Annotated in this window: 16 protein-coding genes, 1 pseudogene, 1 CRISPR repeat array and 1 riboswitch; of the genes and pseudogenes, 13 read left to right on the forward strand and 4 right to left on the reverse strand. The window is 35.4% G+C overall.

All coding sequences use genetic code 11. The features are described 5' to 3' along the window. Positions 1-215: 215 nt before the first annotated feature. The 9 genes from QV06_RS02400 (at position 216) to QV06_RS02440 (ending at position 11554) form a co-directional block, all read left to right on the forward strand. Positions 216-2684, forward strand: coding sequence for a class I adenylate cyclase (locus tag QV06_RS02400; protein ID WP_065236779.1), 2469 nt, complete (start codon positions 216-218; stop codon positions 2682-2684). 153 nt (positions 2685-2837) lie between these two features. Next, positions 2838-3470: a response regulator gene (locus tag QV06_RS02405; protein ID WP_209435870.1), complete on the forward strand. Its 633-nt coding sequence runs from the start codon at positions 2838-2840 to the stop codon at positions 3468-3470. 141 nt (positions 3471-3611) lie between these two features. Next, positions 3612-4766, forward strand: coding sequence for a hypothetical protein (locus tag QV06_RS02410; protein ID WP_065236781.1), 1155 nt, complete (start codon positions 3612-3614; stop codon positions 4764-4766). Positions 4767-4768: 2 nt separating this feature from the next. Beyond that, the gene (locus QV06_RS02415) at positions 4769-5140 is read left to right on the forward strand and encodes a DUF488 domain-containing protein (RefSeq protein WP_065236782.1); all 372 of its coding nucleotides are present in this window, start codon (positions 4769-4771) and stop codon (positions 5138-5140) included. 171 nt (positions 5141-5311) lie between these two features. After that, a complete protein-coding gene (locus tag QV06_RS02420) occupies positions 5312-5941 on the forward strand; it encodes an OmpW family outer membrane protein (protein ID WP_065236783.1) in 630 nt (209 codons plus the stop codon). A 148-nt stretch (positions 5942-6089) separates the two neighbouring features. Beyond that, positions 6090-6731: a dethiobiotin synthase gene (gene bioD, locus QV06_RS02425; RefSeq protein WP_065236784.1), complete on the forward strand. Its 642-nt coding sequence runs from the start codon at positions 6090-6092 to the stop codon at positions 6729-6731. Positions 6732-6792: 61 nt separating this feature from the next. Next, positions 6793-6962, forward strand: a riboswitch (Lysine riboswitch). A gap of 83 nt (positions 6963-7045) precedes the next feature. Further along, the gene (lysC, locus tag QV06_RS02430) at positions 7046-8398 is read left to right on the forward strand and encodes a lysine-sensitive aspartokinase 3 (protein ID WP_065236785.1); all 1353 of its coding nucleotides are present in this window, start codon (positions 7046-7048) and stop codon (positions 8396-8398) included. Positions 8399-8648: 250 nt separating this feature from the next. Further along, positions 8649-9632, forward strand: coding sequence for a sialic acid TRAP transporter substrate-binding protein SiaP (locus QV06_RS02435; protein WP_065236786.1), 984 nt, complete (start codon positions 8649-8651; stop codon positions 9630-9632). 71 nt (positions 9633-9703) lie between these two features. Next, positions 9704-11554, forward strand: coding sequence for a TRAP transporter large permease subunit (locus QV06_RS02440; RefSeq protein WP_065236787.1), 1851 nt, complete (start codon positions 9704-9706; stop codon positions 11552-11554). Between the two features lie 81 nt (positions 11555-11635). Here QV06_RS02440 and QV06_RS02445 read toward each other — a convergent pair whose 3' ends face one another. Both QV06_RS02445 and QV06_RS02450 read right to left on the reverse strand, forming a co-directional pair. After that, entirely contained in the window at positions 11636-12811 is a 1176-nt protein-coding gene (locus QV06_RS02445) for an MFS transporter (RefSeq protein ID WP_065236788.1), read from the reverse strand. Between the two features lie 68 nt (positions 12812-12879). Further along, positions 12880-13683 carry an MOSC domain-containing protein gene (locus tag QV06_RS02450; protein WP_065236789.1) on the reverse strand — a complete coding sequence of 268 codons (804 nt, stop codon included), beginning with the start codon at positions 13681-13683 and terminating at the stop codon, positions 12880-12882. Positions 13684-14067: 384 nt separating this feature from the next. Here QV06_RS02450 and QV06_RS02455 point away from each other — a divergent pair, with 384 nt between their 5' ends. Both QV06_RS02455 and QV06_RS02460 read left to right on the forward strand, forming a co-directional pair. Next, positions 14068-14406, forward strand: coding sequence for a P-II family nitrogen regulator (locus QV06_RS02455; RefSeq protein ID WP_065236790.1), 339 nt, complete (start codon positions 14068-14070; stop codon positions 14404-14406). Positions 14407-14450: 44 nt separating this feature from the next. Continuing rightward, complete coding sequence (locus QV06_RS02460; protein WP_065236791.1) at positions 14451-15743, forward strand: ammonium transporter; 1293 nt, start codon at positions 14451-14453, stop codon at positions 15741-15743. A gap of 267 nt (positions 15744-16010) precedes the next feature. Then, a CRISPR array of direct repeats spans positions 16011-16399; the repeat unit is 28 nt; unit sequence GTTTACTGCCGCATAGGCAGCTTAGAAA. A gap of 70 nt (positions 16400-16469) precedes the next feature. On the opposite strand, the gene QV06_RS02465 is transcribed toward QV06_RS02460, so the two are convergent. Continuing rightward, positions 16470-16901, reverse strand: a complete 432-nt coding sequence (locus tag QV06_RS02465; protein ID WP_065236792.1) for a YbjN domain-containing protein — start codon at positions 16899-16901, stop codon at positions 16470-16472. 512 nt (positions 16902-17413) lie between these two features. Between QV06_RS02465 and QV06_RS02470 the strand changes: the two genes are divergently transcribed. Continuing rightward, positions 17414-19468, forward strand: coding sequence for a TonB-dependent receptor domain-containing protein (locus tag QV06_RS02470; RefSeq protein WP_065236793.1), 2055 nt, complete (start codon positions 17414-17416; stop codon positions 19466-19468). After that, positions 19468-20361: an alpha/beta hydrolase gene (locus QV06_RS02475; RefSeq protein WP_245174226.1), complete on the forward strand. Its 894-nt coding sequence runs from the start codon at positions 19468-19470 to the stop codon at positions 20359-20361. Before QV06_RS02470 ends, QV06_RS02475 begins: the two co-directional genes overlap by 1 nt. Positions 20362-20749: 388 nt before the next feature. Here the strand turns inward: QV06_RS02475 and QV06_RS12140 are convergent. Then, positions 20750-20929, reverse strand: a pseudogene (locus QV06_RS12140) (IS256 family transposase, variant Zn-binding type); the annotation flags it as partial.

Below are 20929 nucleotides of genomic sequence, written 5' to 3' on the forward strand. Positions count from 1 at the left end.
CTTATTATTCATTGTTTGAATCAAGCTATATCCTATCATTGTTACTAAGTCTTGTCAGGTCAGTACTTAGAAAAATAATCTTCATTGAGCTTAATCAAAAACTTCTCATCTGACTAGGCTTGAGTATTTACCAAGCGAAATAGAAGTGTTAAAGTTTTCCGCCGTCGATGGACGGTAATATATTTATCCATATAGATAGAGATTTTACGTAACTAATGAACAATCTAGAAGTTGCCAGAAAAAAGGTTGAACAATTAGATAATATTCGTTTAGAACGTGCCTTAGCAGGTGCACCAAATGAATTTCAATATGTTCTGAATTTAGTTTGTGTCTTATTGCACCACAATATTCCGGAATTACCGGGGTATGTTGAGGGGGCACCTTTTGGCATTGTTAATTTTCAATATAATCGCTATCAAAAAAATTATCTTTCTTCTACATTATCCAATACCACGCTTTTTTCATTAGAACATCAACCTAATCCAACCACCAGTCTATGTGGTATTTATGCAATGGGAAGTTTAGGGTCTATTACCCAAACTTCACGTTCTGACTTGGATTTATGGGTATGTGCTTCCAGGGCATTAACACAACCACAATTAGATAAATTACAACAAAAATTTGCCTTAATTTGTCAATGGGCACATAACGTTGGGGTTGAACTCAATCTGTTTCTTGTCGATCAAGACCGTTTTCGTTGTGGGCAGGCTGTTGACTCTTTAACTAGTGATAACTGCGGTTCAAGCCAATATATGCTGTTGCTAGACGAATTTTATCGTTCTGCAATTCGTCTTGCAGGTCGCCCATTGTTATGGCTGCATCTCGCTGTTGAAGATGAATCTCAATATGATGAAACCGTTAAACAATTAGTCAATGAAGGCAAATTAAATCCTAATGAATGGGTGGATTTTGGTGGCTTAGGTGGATTATCTGCAAATGAGTATTTTGGAGCAACGCTATGGAATCTCTATAAAGGAATTGATTCACCTTACAAAGCGGTTATCAAGATTTTACTCTTAGAATGTTATTCATGGGAATTCCCAAACACTCGTTTAATTTCTCACCAATTTAAATTAGATTTATTGCAAGATCGCAAAGTCAAACATCATTTTGATCCTTATATGGCAATGTTAGATAAGGTAACTGACTATCTGATTAAGATTAAAGATTACGATCGTTTGGATAACGTGCGCCGTTGTTTTTATATTAAAGCCAGTGAAGATATTGATAATGCTGAATTAACCGGGAATTGGCGTCTAACTTTATTGATGAAACTTGCGCATCAATGGAAGTGGGATAGTAAAACAATTCAAGAGTTAAATGAAAAAAAACATTGGAAAATTAAACAAATCCGTCGCAGTTATAATAGTTTAGTTGCACTATTAATGTGCAGTTATCGTCAATTAATGGATTTTGCCCGCAAATATAATATTTCTGGCGGTGGTATTATTCCTGAAGATATTAGTATTTTGACTCGTAAACTTTATGCTGCTTTTGAAGAATTACCAGGAAAAGTCACATTATTCAATCCAACTATTGCGACCAATATTGCTGAAAAAGAGCTTACTTTTGTGGAAGCTACAGGTAATTCTGTGATGGCAAAAGGTTGGTACTTATTGAATCAAGAACCAAAAATTTCTTCCTTGTCGAAAAATCGCCATGTTGAATATAATCCAAATTTAAATAAGCTGGTCTGTTGGGCATATTTCAATGGGATTCTGACTGCGGATACAAACCTGCACATTATCAGCGATAGTGTTTCCTTAGAAACATTACAACAATTTGTTGAGGATCTACGTAATACTTTCCCAACCGAAGTTTCACCTGCAACCAATAATGATCTCTATCAGCCTTGTGAAATTCGTAATTTAGCGATTATAGTAAATTTAGTTCAAGATCCAACGAAAGATGAATCATTAATTGATCACCATTTCCGCTTACAACCAAAGCATTTATTTAACAATTTAACCGCAAAACAAACTAAATTAATTGGCAGTATTGATTTTACCTACCGTAATTTATGGAATGAAATTCGGACATTACATTTTGAAGGACCAAGCGCTATTTTCCGTGCCTTAAAAGTCCTTTCTAATAAAATTTACCGTAGCTCTGTGCCATTGCAATCAGTAAACGTTTTTTGTTACAGCCAACGTTACCGCAATATTATTCGCCGGTTTACTAGTGAATTGATTGATCGCTGTATCAATATTCAAACCAGTAATCTTATTAATAGTAATCAGCTGAATACACTCTATGTTGCAAGTGAAGTATGGAATAACTTCTTCCATCGTGACAAATTAAAAATTACGGAAGAACTGTTATCCGAAACAGGATTAACCAAAATTTCTACTAATGATGAATTAAAATATCCACAAGCTATCGAATATTATTCAAATGAAGGGTTCTTGCAATTCTTCTTTGAAGATAATGCCGATAAAACATTCAATATTTATATTCTTGATGAAAGCAATCAGCTAGAAGCTTATTACCACTGCGAAGGCGTAAAAAGTCAAAAGATTGAAGAAATTAATCGAATTTATCGTGCAGCAACTAATGGCGAAAACAGTACACCATTCCAAGTTTCGAAGAATAATTTTAATTATCCTCAATTTTACCAAATCCACCATACGCAAGGAAAAACGACGGTTACACCTTATCACTCTGAACTGAGTATTAATAGTTAATTCTCTGTACAGTTGTGATACCCTTATTTTTTAATCTATATCAAATTTTTTCTTAGTTATAAGAAAATTTCTTCACCAAAAGAACACGTTTTTTCCTTTTGGTGTGATAGTATGTGCAAGATTTTTTTTCAATATTCCTCAAATGGGGCATTTATAATGAACAAAACAACTATTTTAGTGATTGATGATCATCCTCTTATCCGCAGAGGTATTACTCAACTTTTAGAGCTTGACGAAACATTTGAAGTATTAGCTGAAGCAAGCAATGGTACTGAAGGTTTGGCTTTAGCGAAAAAATTATCGCCAGATATGATTATTTTAGATTTAAATATGAAAGGGATGTCTGGTCTAGATGTATTAAAAGCACTTCGTCTAGATGATATTGATGCTAAAATTGCTGTATTAACCGTTTCAGACTCTCGTTCTGACATTTTTGCTTTAATTGAAGCGGGTGCAGATGGTTATTTATTAAAAGATACAGAACCAGATACTTTATTAGCACAATTAAAGAGAATTGCTGAAGGTCAAGTTGTATTAAGCAATGCGGTAAAACAACGTTTATTAGAACAACACGCTAGCAATGATCCGTTGCAATTATTGACTGATCGTGAAATGGATGTATTAAAACTTATTGCTACTGGCCTATCTAATAAACAAATTGCAACCCAACTATTTATCTCTGAAGAAACTGTCAAAGTGCATATTCGTAACTTACTACGTAAATTAAATGTCCATTCTCGTGTTGCCGCGACAGTGCTTTATTTAGAAAATCGTGGTTCAGATTAAACAAATCACTTAGCTAACTGATGAAGATCTCTTGCTGTAAAAATAAACAAAATAAAGAAGATCTTCATTAAGCAAACATTATTTATTGCTATAATGGCGTACCACAATATTATGCGTTCAATATATGATCGGTAAAAATAGATGAAGTTTTTCTCTTTTTGTTTAAGTTTATTACTATTACTTTATACGCCGTTTTCTTCTGCTGATTGGAACCAAGTTGGTAAAGCAGAATATAACTGGGGACCTTTCCATATTTATACTGTATCTCTTTTTACCGAGAACGGTGCTTATAGTAGTGAACAACGTCCACTTATGTTACGCATTAAATTTGCTAAACCTGTTGAAGGTAAGAATTTTGCGGTTTCTATGGTAAAAGAAATGGCATTAGATCAAATGAAACCAGAAGAAGTTGATCAACTTAGAAAACGCTTAATTAAAAACTTTCCTGATTTTAAACCTGATGATGTATTGAATTATATCGCTCTCGAAAAAGATGGTTATTTTGTGTTGAACGATACAATTTTATCTGAACATTTTGATAAAACCTTCAACCATCAATTTATCTCGATTTGGCTCGATTCAGAAAGCAGTTTTAAACAATTACAACCTCGTTTATTAGGTGAAGATAAAGAAAAACAAACTGAAATGGCTAAAACTGATGTAGCTAAAAAAGCAGATCCAACAGCACCAACTGCAATTAGCACTGTAGCAGCTGAAGTAGCTCAGGAAGCAAAAGCCGATACTCAACAAGACAATCAAGATCAGGTAAAACCACAATCTGCTCATATTACACTTGGTGAGAAAATGCCTGCACAAATGGTTTTTGTCGAAAAAAATACTAAACAATCAGAGCCTCAAGCAGCGCTCACTGCACAAACAGAAAAGCAAGCAACTAATACGCAAAAAATGACAAATATTGACAAGTCATCAGAAGAAAATAAAGAAGTGTCGCCATCAGAAAACGCTAGTAGCGGAAAAACAGAACAATCCGTTACCCCTGTAGAAAATAAAGCGGTACCACCAATGCAACAACAAACAAATAAGCCAACTGAAGCAGAAACTACGCCAAACGATAAATCTGCTTCTAATAGGAAAGATAGCCAAGAGAGTGCTTCCCAAGAAGCTAACAAAGCAGCACAATCAACAGCTAAACAAGATACAGCAACAGAAGATGATAAAGCACAGCAGCAAAAAGAGGATAAATCTGAAGAGCCTAAGGTTGATCCTGAACAACCTATTGAGCCACCAGTTGAAGTGGATCCTATTATGCCTTATCAAAAACACTATTGTTGTTAATTATGTATCAATTACAAATTAAGCGAATCTACCAACCCATCGAAGCTAGCGATGGGTTTCGCATTTTAGTTGATCGTTTATGGCCTCGTGGTATCAAAAAAGAAGACGCTCATATCAATTTGTGGGAAAAAAGGATTACACCAACCCCCGCATTACGCAAATGGTTCAACCACCAACCCGAGAAATTTGCACAATTCGCACTCCAATATCAGCAGGAATTAACTCAAAATCCGCAATCTCAAGATTTTCTAGCAATATGCCAGCAACAACTAGAACAACAAAACGTTACTTTGCTATATGCTGCAAAAGATCCTGAATGTAATCATGCACTTATCTTATCTCACTGGATTCTATCGCAACTTTATCATACTTGATCTAGCTAATTTTCTTGGTAATACCTCACACTAACTCATTTTGATGTATCACAAAAAGTTCCCATTAATCCCTCTTTTATTGATTTTTATCAAAAAACATATCACTCAAAAGGGGTATCTTGAATCAGTCATATGACAGAACAAAAAACCTATATATTCAAGGAGGGTTCTATGAAAAAATTAGCACTAGCAATTGCAACTTCTACTGCGCTACTCGCTGCATCATCAGCAGCAATGGCTCACCAAGCTGGCGACATTTTTGTTCGTGGTGGTCCAATTTTAGTGGTACCAAATACTGATACTCATAATTATAATGGTGGTACATTTGATTTTGATGTTAATAGTAATGCACAATTAGGTTTAACTAGTACCTATATGATTACTGATAATATCGGGGTAGAATTATTAGCGGCAACACCATTTAGTCATGAAATAAAATTAGGTGGAAACACTATTGCAAAAACTAAACATCTACCACCAAGTCTTTATGTTCAATACTATTTCTTAAATGCAGATTCACCAGCACGTCCTTATGTCGGTGCAGGTCTTAACTACACTACATTTTTTAATGAAAAATCAAAATTTGCTCCTGTAACTGATCTTAAATTAAAAGATTCTTGGGGTCCTGCAGTAAATGCTGGTATTGATATTAAAATCACTGATAAATTATTCTTTAATACTTCTGTTTGGTGGGCAAAAATCAAAACTAAAGCAACCTTTAAACTTAATGGTAATCCTCAAGAAACCCGTGTAACACTAGACCCAGCTGTCTTCTTTATTGGTTTAGGTTATAAATTCTAAGTAATCACATTTTTCTCTTGAAGTTTAAGCCATAGCCATTGCTATGGCTTTATTGTTTTTGATCCCCTTCCCTTTTTAAGTTGCTTCTCAATAAAATCCAAGTATAGTTAGCCCTATTTTTGCTTTTCCCTGTTTAAGGAGTACAAATATGGGACAAATTCTTTTCGTTAGCGGTATTGATACCGAAGTAGGAAAAACCATTGCGACTGGCGTTTATGCTAAAAAACTGATGGATCAAGGATTTTCTGTTATCACACAAAAAATGATTCAAACGGGTTGTGAAAAATACTCTGATGATATTTTAATGCACCGCAAAATTCAGCAAATTGCATTGACAGAAGAAGACCTCTCTGGTATCACTTGCCCTTACCTCTTTCGCTACCCTTGCTCACCACATCTCGCTGCAGCAATGGAGAATCAGCAAATTGATCCTGATTATATTACTGAAAAAACACAATTATTAGCAACTCGCTACGATTATGTATTACTTGAAGGTGCTGGTGGATTAGCTGTTCCCTATCATCAGCAAGAAACAACGCTTGATTTTATAGCCAAATATCAATACCCATTAATTCTGGTTACCTCAGGTAAATTGGGAAGTATCAATCACACCCTACTAAGTTTAATGGCTTGTCAAAGCAGAAATATTACTGTACATAACGTTATTTATAACCAATTCCCAGAAAAAGATGCATTAATTGAACAAGATACACAACAGTATTTACAACATTATTTGCAACAATATTTCCCAAAAACAGAATTTATTTTATTAGAAAAATTGAATTTTTAAAATTTCATTTGACATTCTAATAATTAGCGGGTATTTCTATACACGTTTTGTAGCATAATGCTACGGCAGGAGAGGCGCGAAACTCAGGTCGTTATTTTTAGGTCTGGAGCCAGTGAGAAATAATCAGGGGAGTTTCGCCGAGATAAACAATTTTCCAGAAAATTGTTTATCGGCTATTAGGGCTGAATCCCTAAGGCTGTCATCGGTAAACGATGGAGAGCTTCTGAACATCATCACAATGTCGTATCTCTTCCAGTTTTCCTACACTTCTGCAACATTTTTTTATTCACAATATCATTATTAAGGAAATTTTTATGGCTCATTTATCTGTTGCAAAATTTGGAGGAACTAGCGTAGCTAATTACGCTGCAATGCAATCTTGTGCAAAAATCGTAATGGCAGATCCAAATACGCGTGTTGTTATCTTATCTGCTTCTGCTGGTGTAACCAATTTATTAGTTGCCCTTGCGAATGGTTGCGAAAAAGCAGAAAGGGAATCACTCCTTGATCAAGTAAGAAAAATTCAATACAACATTTTAGACGAATTAAAAAATGCAAGCGTATTACGTGAAGAGATAGATCGCTTATTAGATAATATCGAATCTTTATCTGACGCTGCATCATTAGCCACTTCACCTGCATTGATTGATGAAATTATTAGCCACGGTGAAATGATGTCAACATTAATCTTTACTGAAGTATTACGTGAATTGGGTGCAAGTGCAACTTGGGTAGATGTGAGAACACTTGTTGCAACTAACGAGCATTATGGTAAAGCCGCACCAAATGATGAATTAACTCAACAAAATTGCGATCGCGTATTAAAACCATTAATCGACCGTGGTGATCTTGTCATTACCCAAGGTTTTATTGGCAGTGCGCCAAATGGAAAAACAACCACATTAGGTCGCGGAGGTAGCGATTACTCAGCTGCATTAATTGCTGAAGTGTTAAATGCAGATGATGTACTCATCTGGACTGATGTTGCTGGTATTTATACTACCGACCCTCGTATTGCACCTGCCGCCAAAAAAATTGATACCATGAGTTTTGCTGAAGCTGCAGAAATGGCAACTTTTGGAGCAAAAGTATTACACCCAGCAACCTTACTCCCTGCGGTACGTAGCAATATTCCAGTCTATGTTGGTTCAAGTAAAACACCAGAACAAGGTGGAACTTGGGTAACTCGTGATCCACAACCTCGTCCGCTATTCCGTGCAATTGCTTTACGCCGCGATCAAATATTACTTACCCTTTCTAGCTTAAGTATGTTACATGCTCAAGGATTCCTAGCGAATGTCTTTAATATCTTGGCTAAATATAAAATTTCTGTTGATACCATTACCACTTCAGAAGTTAGCGTAGCACTCACTTTAGATAAGACAGGTTCTGCCTCTTCTGGTGCAGAATTACTCTCTAATGAGTTATTAGCTGAATTAAGTGAAACTGCTTCTGTGAAAGTCGATACAGGTCTTGCATTAGTAGCCCTTATTGGTAACGATTTACACATTGCTGCGGGTGTAGCAAAACGTTTATTTGACACAATCGAAGAATACAACGTACGTATGATTAGCTATGGTGCAAGCACCAATAATATTTGCTTATTAGTGAAGAGCGAGCACGCTGATGAAGTTGTACGTAAACTTCATCAAGAACTCTTTGAATAAGTTAATAAATTGTCCTCTATTTTATCTTCTGCCCTTGTCTTCACAAGGGCATTTTTTTCTCCAAAAAAATGTCTAAAAATTGACCTCACTTGATAAATTTTGTGATTGATCTCTCAATAATGAAATAAAACTTCATTTATCTTAAAAAAATGATATATAGTAATCATCAGTAAAAAGTACTTGCTTTATACTGTCATGTATATGACTTGCTACTTTTCCCAACAATCTAACTCTTTATAGGAGAAACGCAATGAAATTTAAAAAATTACTACTTGCTACACTTTGTATGGGTATTTCTGCAGCTGCATTTTCTGCAGAGTATGATTTGAAAATGGGGTTAGTTGCAGGCCCTACTTCAAATGAATATAAAGCAGCAGAGTTCTTCGCAAAAGAAGTAAAAGCAAACTCTAACGGTAAAATTGAGATTTCACTTTACCCAAGTGCACAACTTGGTGATGACCGTTCAATGATCAAACAACTTGGTGATGGTGCATTAGACTTCACATTCGGTGAATCTGCTCGTTTCCAATTATTCTATCCATCAGCAGAAGTGTTTGCATTACCTTATATGATTCCAAATTTCAAAGTCGCAAAAGAAGCATTATTTGATACTAAATTTGGTCAATCATTAATTCAAAAAGTAAATAAAGAGTTAGGAATTACGATTTTAGCCGATGCTTATAACGGAACTCGTCAAACCACTTCAAACCGTGCAATTAATAGCATTAAAGATATGAAAGGATTAAAACTTCGTGTGCCAAATGCAGCAACTAACCTTGCTTATGCAAAATATTCAGGTGCATCTCCAACACCTATGGCATTCTCTGAAGTATATCTTGCATTACAAACTAACTCAGTAGATGGTCAAGAAAATCCATTATCAACTATCCAAGCACAAAAATTTGAAGAAGTACAAAAATACTTAGCATTAACCAACCATATTCTTAATGACCAATTATACTTAGTAAGTAATGCGACACTTGAAGAATTGCCACCGGATCTACAAAAAGTTGTTAAAGATGCCGCAATGAAAGCTGCTGATTACCATACCAAACTCTTTGAAGATGGTGAGAAAAATCTTATCTCTTACTTTGAACAAAAAGGTATGACCGTGACTAAACCAGATCTTGCTCCGTTCAAAGCTGCGATGAAACCATACTATGATGAATACATCAAGAAAAATGGTAAAGAAGGTGAAGAAGCAATTAATGAAATTAATGCTTTAACTAAATAATTCTTCCCTGCCTTAGCGTTCTCTGAACGCTAAGGCTTTTTTTAACCTTAGTAAGATGTTATGAGGTTACCATGAAATATTTTAATAAACTTGAAGAGTGGCTAGGCGGTGCGCTGTTTTTAGTCATTTTTATTATTTTGATTGCACAAATTGCAGCAAGACAAATTTTTGATTCCCCTCTGATTTGGAGTGAAGAGTTAGCGCGTTTATTATTCGTCTATGTTGGTATGCTGGGGATTTCTATCGGGATTCGTACACAACAACACGTATTTATTGACTTCGTAACTAATATGATGTCAGAAAAAATCAAAAAAGTGATAGTTTCTCTGGCACAAATCCTTATTTTTATCTCTATTATTTTATTTATCCATTTTGGGATCAAACTTTATAACGGTGCATCATTTGAAATTGTTTCGTTAGGTATTTCTGAAAAATGGCTATATGCTTCATTACCATTACTCTCTTTTCTAATGTTAATTCGCTTTTTACAAGCCCAAACAGAAAACTATAAAAATAACCTAAGCTATATTCCTTCTACTATCTTCTTAATTGCAGCCGCAATATTAATCGGCTTAATTCTTGTTGCACCAGATGTATTCAAAGTATTACGTATCACCAACTATGTAAAATTTGGCAGTGAATCTGTTTATATTGTATTAAGTGTTTGGCTTATTATTATGTTTATTGGTACACCAGTGGGTTGGTCACTTTTCATTGCAACAATTCTTTACTTTGCAATGACCCGCTGGAATGTTGTCAATTCGGCTTCTGCCAAATTAGTTGATAGTTTAAATAGCTTCTCTCTACTGAGTGTTCCATTCTTTATCCTTACCGGGATCTTAATGAATACTGGTGGTATCACTACTAAAATTTTTGAATTTGCTAAAGCATTGCTCGGTCACTATCGTGGCGGTATGGGACACGTAAATATTGGCGCAAGTCTAATCTTTTCTGGTATGTCTGGCTCTGCATTGGCAGATGCAGGCGGTTTAGGGCAATTAGAAATCAAAGCAATGCGTGATGCGGGTTATGATGATGATATATGTGGTGGCATTACCGCAGCTTCTTGTATTATCGGGCCATTAGTACCCCCAAGTATTGCAATGATTATTTATGGTGTTATTTCTAATCAATCTATTGCTAAGCTCTTTGTTGCTGGGTTTGTGCCAGGTGTTTTGGTTACAATTGCGTTGATGGTTATGAATTACTTTATTTCTAAAAAACGTAACTATCCTCGTACACCAAAAGCGTCAATGAAAGTTTTATGTCGTGAATTTAAAGGTGCTATTTGGGCATTATTAACCCCAATATTGATTATTGTGGGTATTTTTTCTGGTTTATTCACACCAACTGAAGCCGCTGTAATTGCCGCACTCTACTCTATTGTGGTAGGGAAATTTGTTTATAAAGAACTTACCCTTGAAAGCTTATTTAAGAGCTGTGTAGAAGCGGTCGCGATTACTGGGGTAACTGTGTTAATGGTGATGACTGTTACTTTCTTCGGCGATATGATCGCTCGTGAACAAGTTGCGATGAAAATTGCTGAAGTGTTTATTACTGTCGCAGATTCACAATTAATGGTATTAGTGATGATCAATTTACTTCTCCTCTTCTTAGGAATGTTTATTGACGCACTAGCACTACAATTCCTTGTGTTACCGATGTTAATTCCAATCGCTGTTCACTTTAACATTGATTTAATCTTCTTCGGTGTAATGACAACTTTAAATATGATGATCGGTATCTTAACTCCACCAATGGGTATGGCACTATTTGTGGTTGCTCGTGTTGGTAATATGTCAGTCAGTACTGTAACAAAAGGGGTATTGCCATTCCTGATCCCAATTTTTGCAACCTTGGTACTTATTACTATCTTCCCACAAATTATTACCTTTATTCCTAACTTATTATTACCGGGTTAATCAATAAACAGACAAAATGCGAAAACCTATCTCATCTGAGATAGGTTTTCTTTTTAACTTATCTTTATCCTCTCAACTTTATTAGCTCTTACTTCTTCTCATTCCCCAAATACATACTGGAATAAAACTGAGTAATACAATAGATCCAAGGATAACGCTCGCCCACGAATAATGCCGCCATAAGAAAATCAAGTAAAATCCGACCATACTTGAACCAAAATAATAGAAAGATAAGTAAAGTGCAGAGGCTAACGCTCGAGCGTGTTGTGCCTGTTTACCTACCCAACCACTAGCCAAGGCGTGTGTAGTAAAAAAGCCAATACTACAAATTAACAACGCCATAATAATGAGTGGTAATGAAGACACCATTAAACAAAGAACACCGATCAATAATACGCACCAGCCTAAAAACATTCCTCGTAATGCAGAATAACGTTGAGTAAGTTTTCCGGTTAAGCTCGCAGCAAATGTCCCACTGAGATAACATAGAAAGAGTAATGAAACTTGTGTTGTTGAAAAATCATAAGGCGCATTGATCAATCGTAAACTTACTACTGAATAGAGGTTGATAAATACACCAAATCCTAAGCCTCCTATAAAATAGGTACGCCACAATTTAGGGTTACGGATATGCCCACATAGATTCTTACGTAAATTATCAAATTGTAGTGTTTGTAATTGGAAATGTTGCTCTTTGGGTAAGCAGTAAATAATTAAAAATACGCCAATAACAGCTAAAAAACCACAGAATAGCATTGGCATATTCAATCCAAAATGATCGGCTAGAAACCCACCTAACAATCGCCCTGAAATTCCGCCTAATGAGTTTGCTGCAATATAAGAACCCACAACCGAAGCAATAGAGCGAGGCTCAAACTCTTCACTAATATAAGCAACTGCCACAGCTGGCAACCCACCTAAAGCAACGCCCTGCGCCACCCGAAAAAAGATCCAAGCACTAACTGAATCAACAAAATAAAGAATAATCCCAATTATTGCTGTAATGCCTAGACTAATCATCATCATCAGCCGTCGGCCGAAACGATCTGCAAATAATGCCCAAGGAATCAGACTTAAACTCAATCCTAATGAAGCCCCCGCAAAAATCCAATTCGCGATAGTGATAGAAACTTGATATTTTTTAGCAAAATCCGCCAAGATTGGTTGTGCTGAATAGAGGTTACAGAAAACAAGAAAAGATGAAAAGGCTAAAGCAAAACTCGCTAAATAAAACTCTCGGGAACGCAGTGTGATCATTATTGTTTATGAACTTTAAGATAAGGATAACCCTATCTTATTCCCTTAACAACTCTTTTACAAATATTTTATACCGTGCGCCGTTGCAAAACCTCAACATTATCACCAACACGTACAACGCCACTATTTAGTGGGATCAAATTGATACCAAATAATGGCGCACCTTCTGCATTTTTATGAATTTTCTTTAATGTCCGAAAAGGCTCACATTTTGGTTCTAATTCTCCTGTTGATAAATTTCTTGTTGTCAAAATGCAACGTTCACATAGCTTACTATGCAAAAACTCTACCTCACCAATTTTAATCGTATGCCATGTTTCTTCAGCAAAAGCCTCTTCGCCACTAACGATTAAATTGCCACGGAATTGATTAATACTAATTGGAACTGGGCAAGCTTGTTGCACCGCAGCAAATGAAGCTTCGCTGACTAACAATAACGGATACCCATCTGCAAATGACACACTATGTTCTGGAAAGCGCTTGATAAAACGTTGATCACGCTTTCCTAACCAACGTAATACTACCTTTGTCTGTAATTTCTCACTAAACCACTGATTGATCTCGACTGGTGCAATATAAGATGGAAAGTGAGTTCCCCACACTTCACATTCCTGCTGTTGTGAGAAATCTTGATAACGTACCAAAATTTGACTGCCATCTTGATGGCGTACAATTAACCCTTGTGCAACAGGATAGGCAGAGAATTTATATAACTCGCCATGCTTACGTGCAGTAATAAACGTTCCACCCTCGTCTGTAAGCATAAATTCCCGATCAAAACTCAAGCCATGCGGTTGAACATAACTCTGTTCTGTAAAACAAGGTTGTGTTGATTTAATCGGATAAAAAGCAATTTTATTCAATGTATTCATATCATTCGCCTTAGTTATCTCATTTCCATTTTATAGTGAACTAATGTAACTCATCCAGTTTGCAATGAGAATATTTTTATCAAAAATTCTTCATACCCACCATTCTATTAAATAATCTCTAACAAAATTAGTAATTTTAAAAATTTTTTATAAAAAAATTAAGAAAACCTTTGACAACATTTAATTTGAAGATTTATTATTTGAACACAGTTTAATTTTAAGGTTATTTTTGTAGATATTAACTACTTTTAAGATAATTTTATTAGAAAAAATATTTATTTTTAAGCTTAAATATATAGATTTTCTAATTTACAGACAAAAAGAGTGTATTATTTATAAAAAAGCAAATAATTCAATAACATAACACATTTATTGGAGGTATCTATGAAACTCATTAGCGCAATAATTCAACCTTTCCGTCTGGATGAAGTTCGTGAGGCTTTAACTGATATCGGGATTTACGGAATTACTGTTATCGAAGTGAAAGGTTTTGGTCGCCAAAAAGGTCATACTGAAATTTATCGAGGTAGTGAATATTCAGTTGATTTTTTACCAAAAATTCAAATCGATATTGCTGTGAGTGATGAAAATGTCGATAACGTGGTAGAAACCATTATTGAAGCATCACAAACAGGACGTGTAGGTGATGGAAAGATCTTTGTTTTACCACTCGAGCAAGTGATTCGAATCCGTACTCGTGAAACAGGCGAAGATGCACTTTAATTTATTTTAATAAGACAAACACAACAAACTTAGGGGAATTAAAAATGAAACGATACCATTGGTTAATGGCTCTGCTGCCAGTTACAGCACACGCCGATCTTGCGGATTGGGTACAACCAACTTCTGTGATTAGTGCAGGCGATACTGCATGGGTTATGTTAGCAGCAATCTTAGTCTTATTTATGACAATTCCAGGATTAGCACTTTTCTATGCTGGTATGGTTCGTAAGAAAAATATACTTGCAACGATGGTACAAAGTTTTGCCGTATGTTGTTTAGTTGCTGTAATTTGGCTAGTTTGTGGATACAGCTTAGCCTTTACTCCAAACAATGCTTACATTGGTGGTTTAGATCGTCTGTTCTTAAATGGGTTAAATGTTTTTACTGAACAAGGCAAATTAACTGTTTATCCAGGCGCAGGCTCTATTCCAGAATCAGCATTTGTGGTATTCCAAATGGCATTCGCAATTATCGCTGGTGCTATTATTACTGGTGCTTTTGCAGAAAGAATTAAATTTAGTGCAGTATTAGTGTTTGTTGGGGTATGGACATTATTGGTTTACGTACCGACTGCCCACTGGGTATGGAGTATCGGTGGTTGGTTAGCTGAAGATGGCGTTTTAGACTATGCAGGCGGTACCGTTATTCATATCAATGCTGGTATTGCAGGACTTTGTGCCGCACTCTTTATTGGTAAACGTATTGGTTATGGCAAAGATGCAATGCCTCCATACAACCTAGCATTAACTTTAATCGGTTGTGCAATGCTTTGGATTGGTTGGTTCGGTTTTAACGCTGGTTCTGCTCTTGCGGCTGACAGCCGTGCCGGAATGGCGTTAGCAACAACCCAAATCGCAGCAGCCGTAGCAGCATTAACATGGATGTTATGTGAAGTTCTTAGCAAACATAAACCATCAGCATTAGGTTTAGCTTCTGGTGCAGTTGCAGGTTTAGTGGGAATTACCCCAGCCGCAGGTTTTGTTTCCGCACAAAGTGCTGTATGGATTGGTTTAATCACTAGCGCAGTATGTTTTATCGCAGTGACCAAAATTAAATATAAACTAGGCTATGATGATTCTCTTGATGCCTTTGGTATCCATGGTATTGGCGGTATCGTTGGTGCAGTATTAACAGGTGTATTTGTATCAACTGATATTACCGGTGGTGACGCGAGTGTACTCGCTCAAATCGAAAGTGTTGTGATCACCTTAATTTACAGCAGTGTTGTTTCTTGCTTGATTCTTTGGGTAATGAGTTTATTCATGGATATCCGAGTATCTGCTGATGAAGAACGCCAAGGTTTAGACTTAATCTCTCATGGCGAACGTTTAGAATAGTTTTTAATAAGCATAGTAGTTGTTATATTGACAATGTTTCTGCACCGTAAAGGTTGAATTTCAACTGATGAAGGTGCAGTTTTTTATTTTTTCAGTTTACTCGCCTCCAACACACTGCCCTTTTCCTTATATTCATACCCTTATTTTTTAGTATCAAATAACTAATTGATTTATAAGTAATTATATTTACCTTATAAAAAAGGGTTTATCTTTAGATTTGTAGTATAATCCCTTGTGGTTCTTGAAGTTATCTTAACTTCTGTTCTAGTTTACTGCCGCATAGGCAGCTTAGAAAATATCCGCAATTTTATTTGCGATTGGTTCAATGTTTACTGCCGCATAGGCAGCTTAGAAATACACTCCACGCCATCATCTGCAACCAAGCACGTTTACTGCCGCATAGGCAGCTTAGAAAATTGTATTTAAACTTTGTATTAAAGCAACTACGTTTACTGCCGCATAGGCAGCTTAGAAATGCTACTGCTTGTGCATTACTAAAAAAAGCGTGTTTACTGCCGCATAGGCAGCTTAGAAAGAAGCCGTCGATAAAAAGGGCGAACAAGTGAAGTTTACTGCCGCATAGGCAGCTTAGAAAGGTGTCAAATAACACAACACATAATAACTACTAGTTTACTGCCGCATAGGCAGGAAAAATAAGCAAAAAATTACCCTATAACGTAAAACATTATAGAGTAATCATAACTAGATAAATCAACTCAACTAAAATTAGTTCCAAACTGATTTCATTACTGTTTTATAAGATTCGTTAAGGTGATTAATTAACACTTCAAACATAGCGTAAACTAAATCACCATTAATTTTATCCCCTTCTGTTAATAAGCAAGTATCTAAAACAATTGCATTATCATTATCTAGATAATATTTGAATGATTTATACTGTTTATTCAAATCATTTAATAATGCTTGCACTTTTTGTACTGCTTCTTCTGATTCTACTTTTGGTGCAACTAATACACGAATCATTGCATAAATAGAATCATCTAAAATAACGATGGTAGGTAATTGATTGCCGCCAATATCAAGATGAGAACGAAATACTACTGTATTTAACGCATCATCAGCAATTTCTTCAACAACAAAAGCATCTACTTTCGCATTATCTAAATAGCTTTTAAAACTTTCAGCTTTCTTATTCACTTGATTTTCTCCTATGAGTAATAGAGGAGGTAAGATTCATTCCTACCACCATGGGTTTAACAATTTTCATTTTACAACGACTATATCGTTTTCTTCTGCTGATTTTGTACTTTCTATCTTACCATCAGATTATGAATAACAATATAAATCATTGTATTACATAATGATAAACTTTAAAGTTGTGAGTGATTATGCCAAAGAAATATTGTATTTGCATAGATTTACTAATTCACATTTCATCCATCGACACATACAGATTCACCTAGCACTAGGTAATCTAATTTTAATATCATTATACAAAGTTATTATTTTGATTCCTACCAGTTCTATTCCAAAAAAGTTTTACTAAATAGTGCTCTTTTGTAAATAAAAAACTATTTTTAACCACATATATACCTCTAAAGAAATGGTTTTTATAAAAATTTTAAAGCTACCTCCTCTTTTTCCATTTAAATGATATTAATTCTCATTTATACTTCGATAATTTTTTAGCAACCTAAGGAGAAACTTTAATGAAATTATCCCTTTCCACATTAGCTCTGTGCATCTCAACTATTCTTGCAAATCAGGCAATCGCAAAAACAATCACTAATGAATCAACAACCTTAGATGATATTGTCGTCACTGCATCTGGTTCAACGCACAGTTATCAAGATGCACCTGCTAGTATTAGTGTGATCAATAGTAAAACATTAGAAAAGCAACCTGTTGCTAATCTGATTGATGCCGTGAAATATGTACCTGGTGTAAATATCTCTGGTAGTGATATCAATAAAGAAGATATTTCTATTCGTGGGTTACCGGGGGATTACACCCTTATTCTTGTCAATGGTCGTCGTCAAAATACCCGAGAAGCGCGTCCAAATGGTAATGGTGGTTTTGAGGCTAGTTTAATGCCTCCAGTTAGTGCCATTCAACGCATTGAAGTAATTCGCGGCCCAATGTCATCATTATATGGATCAGATGCTATGGGTGGCGTTATCAATATTATTACAAAAGAAAATTATGACAAATGGGAAAGCAGCCTTTCTTTAGGTGGTATTGCTCGCCAAGGTGATAATGGTGAGGAAGGATTAGGCAGCTTCTTTATTTCCGGTCCATTAATTGCTAATAAATTAGCTTTGCAACTTTATGGTAATACTCAATTACGTCAACAAGATCAAATTGTAGGCGGTTCTAACAAGTTAAAAAATGGCGCATTAACCAGTAAATTGATCTTTACACCAAATGATAAACATAAATTTGAATTTGAAGCAGGTCGTAATCGTCAAGAAAAAACAGCTACGCCTGGTGAATCACTCGCTGCAACGACTAATCGTGGTGGCTCAATTACGAAAAACGTAGAATCTATTACTAAATTTTCACGCAATCATTGGTCAGTAAGTCATTATGGTGATTGGGGCAAACTTACCTCTGAAATTAGCCTATATCAAGAAATTGCTAAACGTGAGATCTGGTCCGGTAAAACTAAAAATTATGATTCTCGTCGCCCAGAAATTACCAATACTGTGTTCGACGCAAAATTTATGTTACCACTTGATTCCCATTTCTTTATCTTTGGTGGTCAATATCAACACGCTCAATTAGAAGATGATTCAGTTACTAAAGTCATCAATAAAAAAGCCAAATTACAGCAACTTACAGAAAGTGTGACACAAAAAGCACTCTTTTTAGAAGACGAAATCAGTTTAACTAAAGACCTGTTGCTTACTTTAGGCGCTAGAATGGATCATCACGAAAAATATGGTACACATTGGAATCCTCGTGCCTATCTCGTTTACCATCTAAATAATGAATGGACGTTGAAAGGTGGCATTGCAAAAGCCTTTAAAGCACCAAGTATCCGCGAAATTAGTCCGAATTATATTGCGTCAACCCAAAGTGGTGCTGGAGTAATTTATGGTAACCCTGATCTCAAACCTGAAACTAGTGTCAATCAAGAAATTGGTATTGAATACAGTGGAGCAAACGGACTTAAAACTTCACTAACCTTATTCAATACAGACTTTAAAAACAAACTTATTAGCTATCAATTAAAGGGGCAAACAGATCCTGTTACTGGTGGAAACCTCTTTACTTATGAGAATGTGGGTCAAGCCAACATAAAAGGTATTGAATTTTCCTCTTTTATCCCATTCAATTCAGCTTGGAATCTAGAACTTAACTACACCTATCAACACTCAAAACGTAAAGAAGATAAATTACCTAATGCTCAATTTTCTTATGATGGCTATCCTTTAGTGAATACCCCAAAACATTCAGCTAATGCTAAATTAAATTGGCAAATTGATGATCAATGGGATTCTTATCTTCGTTATAACTATGTAGGTAAACGTATTTGGGCAAATCAACGCACCGGATATAGTAAAGGTCCAGCTCGTTATGCTGATGCTTATAGTACCGTTGATGTTGGCATCAATTATCAATTCAGCAAAGATGTTTTATTTAGCTTTGCGGTATTAAATGTAGGTAATACCCGTGGTGAAGCTATTAATGCTGACAATGGTGGTAACTGGTCTGTGGTTGATGGTCGCCGTTATTGGGCAAATATGACGGTATCCTTCTAATGACATTACTGATTAAAACCTTGCTTTACTGCCAATCTGGGGTAAAGCAATTTATCTGCAATCATCGCCAATCTTTATGGATTGGCGTTTTATCTATTTTTTGTTTACCTTGTTTCGCAAAAACTATGCCTATTCAAACCATAAATCATTTAACTCATTATTTTACTTTTTCTCAGCAAGATTTTACTTATCAACAAAAGCAATATCGTTTATTTATTGCTGTACCAAAACTCAAATACAATCATCGCTTACTGTTATTACTAGATGGCAATGCACATTTTCCAATCGCATTGTCAAAAATAGATACGTCCAAATCATTACCTTTAATTGTAGGCATTGGCTATATTACCGACAGGGAATATGCTGTTGCTGAACGAACTCGTGATTATACTTTCCCTGCTAAAGGAGATGAATTTGCTAAAGGTGGGCAGGCTGGTGAATTTCTACAATTTATTGCTACTCAAGTGATTCCATTTATTGAACAACACTATCAGATCACCCAGAAACTCTTTTTTGGACATTCATTTGGTGGTCTGTTTGGTTTATATACCCTTTTCAACAAACCAGCACTTTTTGATGACTATGTACTAGCAAGTCCTTCTTTATGGTGGGGAAATGGAGCGATTTTGCAATATTGGTCCGAAACAACCGACAAGCCTCACTCTATTACCTTAACCATTAGTGAATATGAACAAAATCCTACTGCCGATCCAAATATTGATCCTGCTAGGCTTGCTCGAATCCAACAACGTCGCCAACACTTAAAAATTGAAACGTTATATCACCAATTTTTATCTAAACATTGGCCAACACAATTTACTGTTATTCCGAAAACAAACCATGGTAGCTCTATTCCTTTTGCATTAGAAATTGCGGTTAAAAAAGCACAATAAAAAAACAGGTATAGTAGAAAAATTATTGCTGATCTGTCAAAAACTATGCCAAGTGGACAAAATTGTTGCTAATGTTTATTTTCTTTAAACATTAGCAACTCTTTTTATTTAAAAAATCTTGTATAAACAATATCTTACGCCTTTTCGTTAAGCCATTATGATTATTTAATTTTCTCTTAAGTTCACTAAATAATCCTTCTAAACGATTTGTCGTCTTTTCTATATTTAATTCAGAATGAGTCTCATAGGTAAAAATAAAATCCATATAACGCTTTAAACTGGCATAAGCGCCGCTTACATTACGATGTTTATAAGGAAAATAATCTTTTTCATTGGCTTTATCACGCCTCTCTTTTAAAAACGTTTGATGTTTTATAAACCAATAATGTCATCGTCGATAAAATTCATTTTTTGAGCTTTGCGTGAGTGTTTTTATAATGAGTTTTAATTCTTTACCGGCTTGTGATTGATGCTTTTTCCTTAATTTTCTCATCACAATGGCTATCATATGAAATTGACACATCTGTATTAGGGTATTAAATAAAACCCTCATCAATCCTCTTTTACC

This window comes from Gallibacterium genomosp. 3 (genome assembly GCF_001678475.1).
GTDB lineage: Bacteria > Pseudomonadota > Gammaproteobacteria > Enterobacterales > Pasteurellaceae > Gallibacterium > Gallibacterium faecale.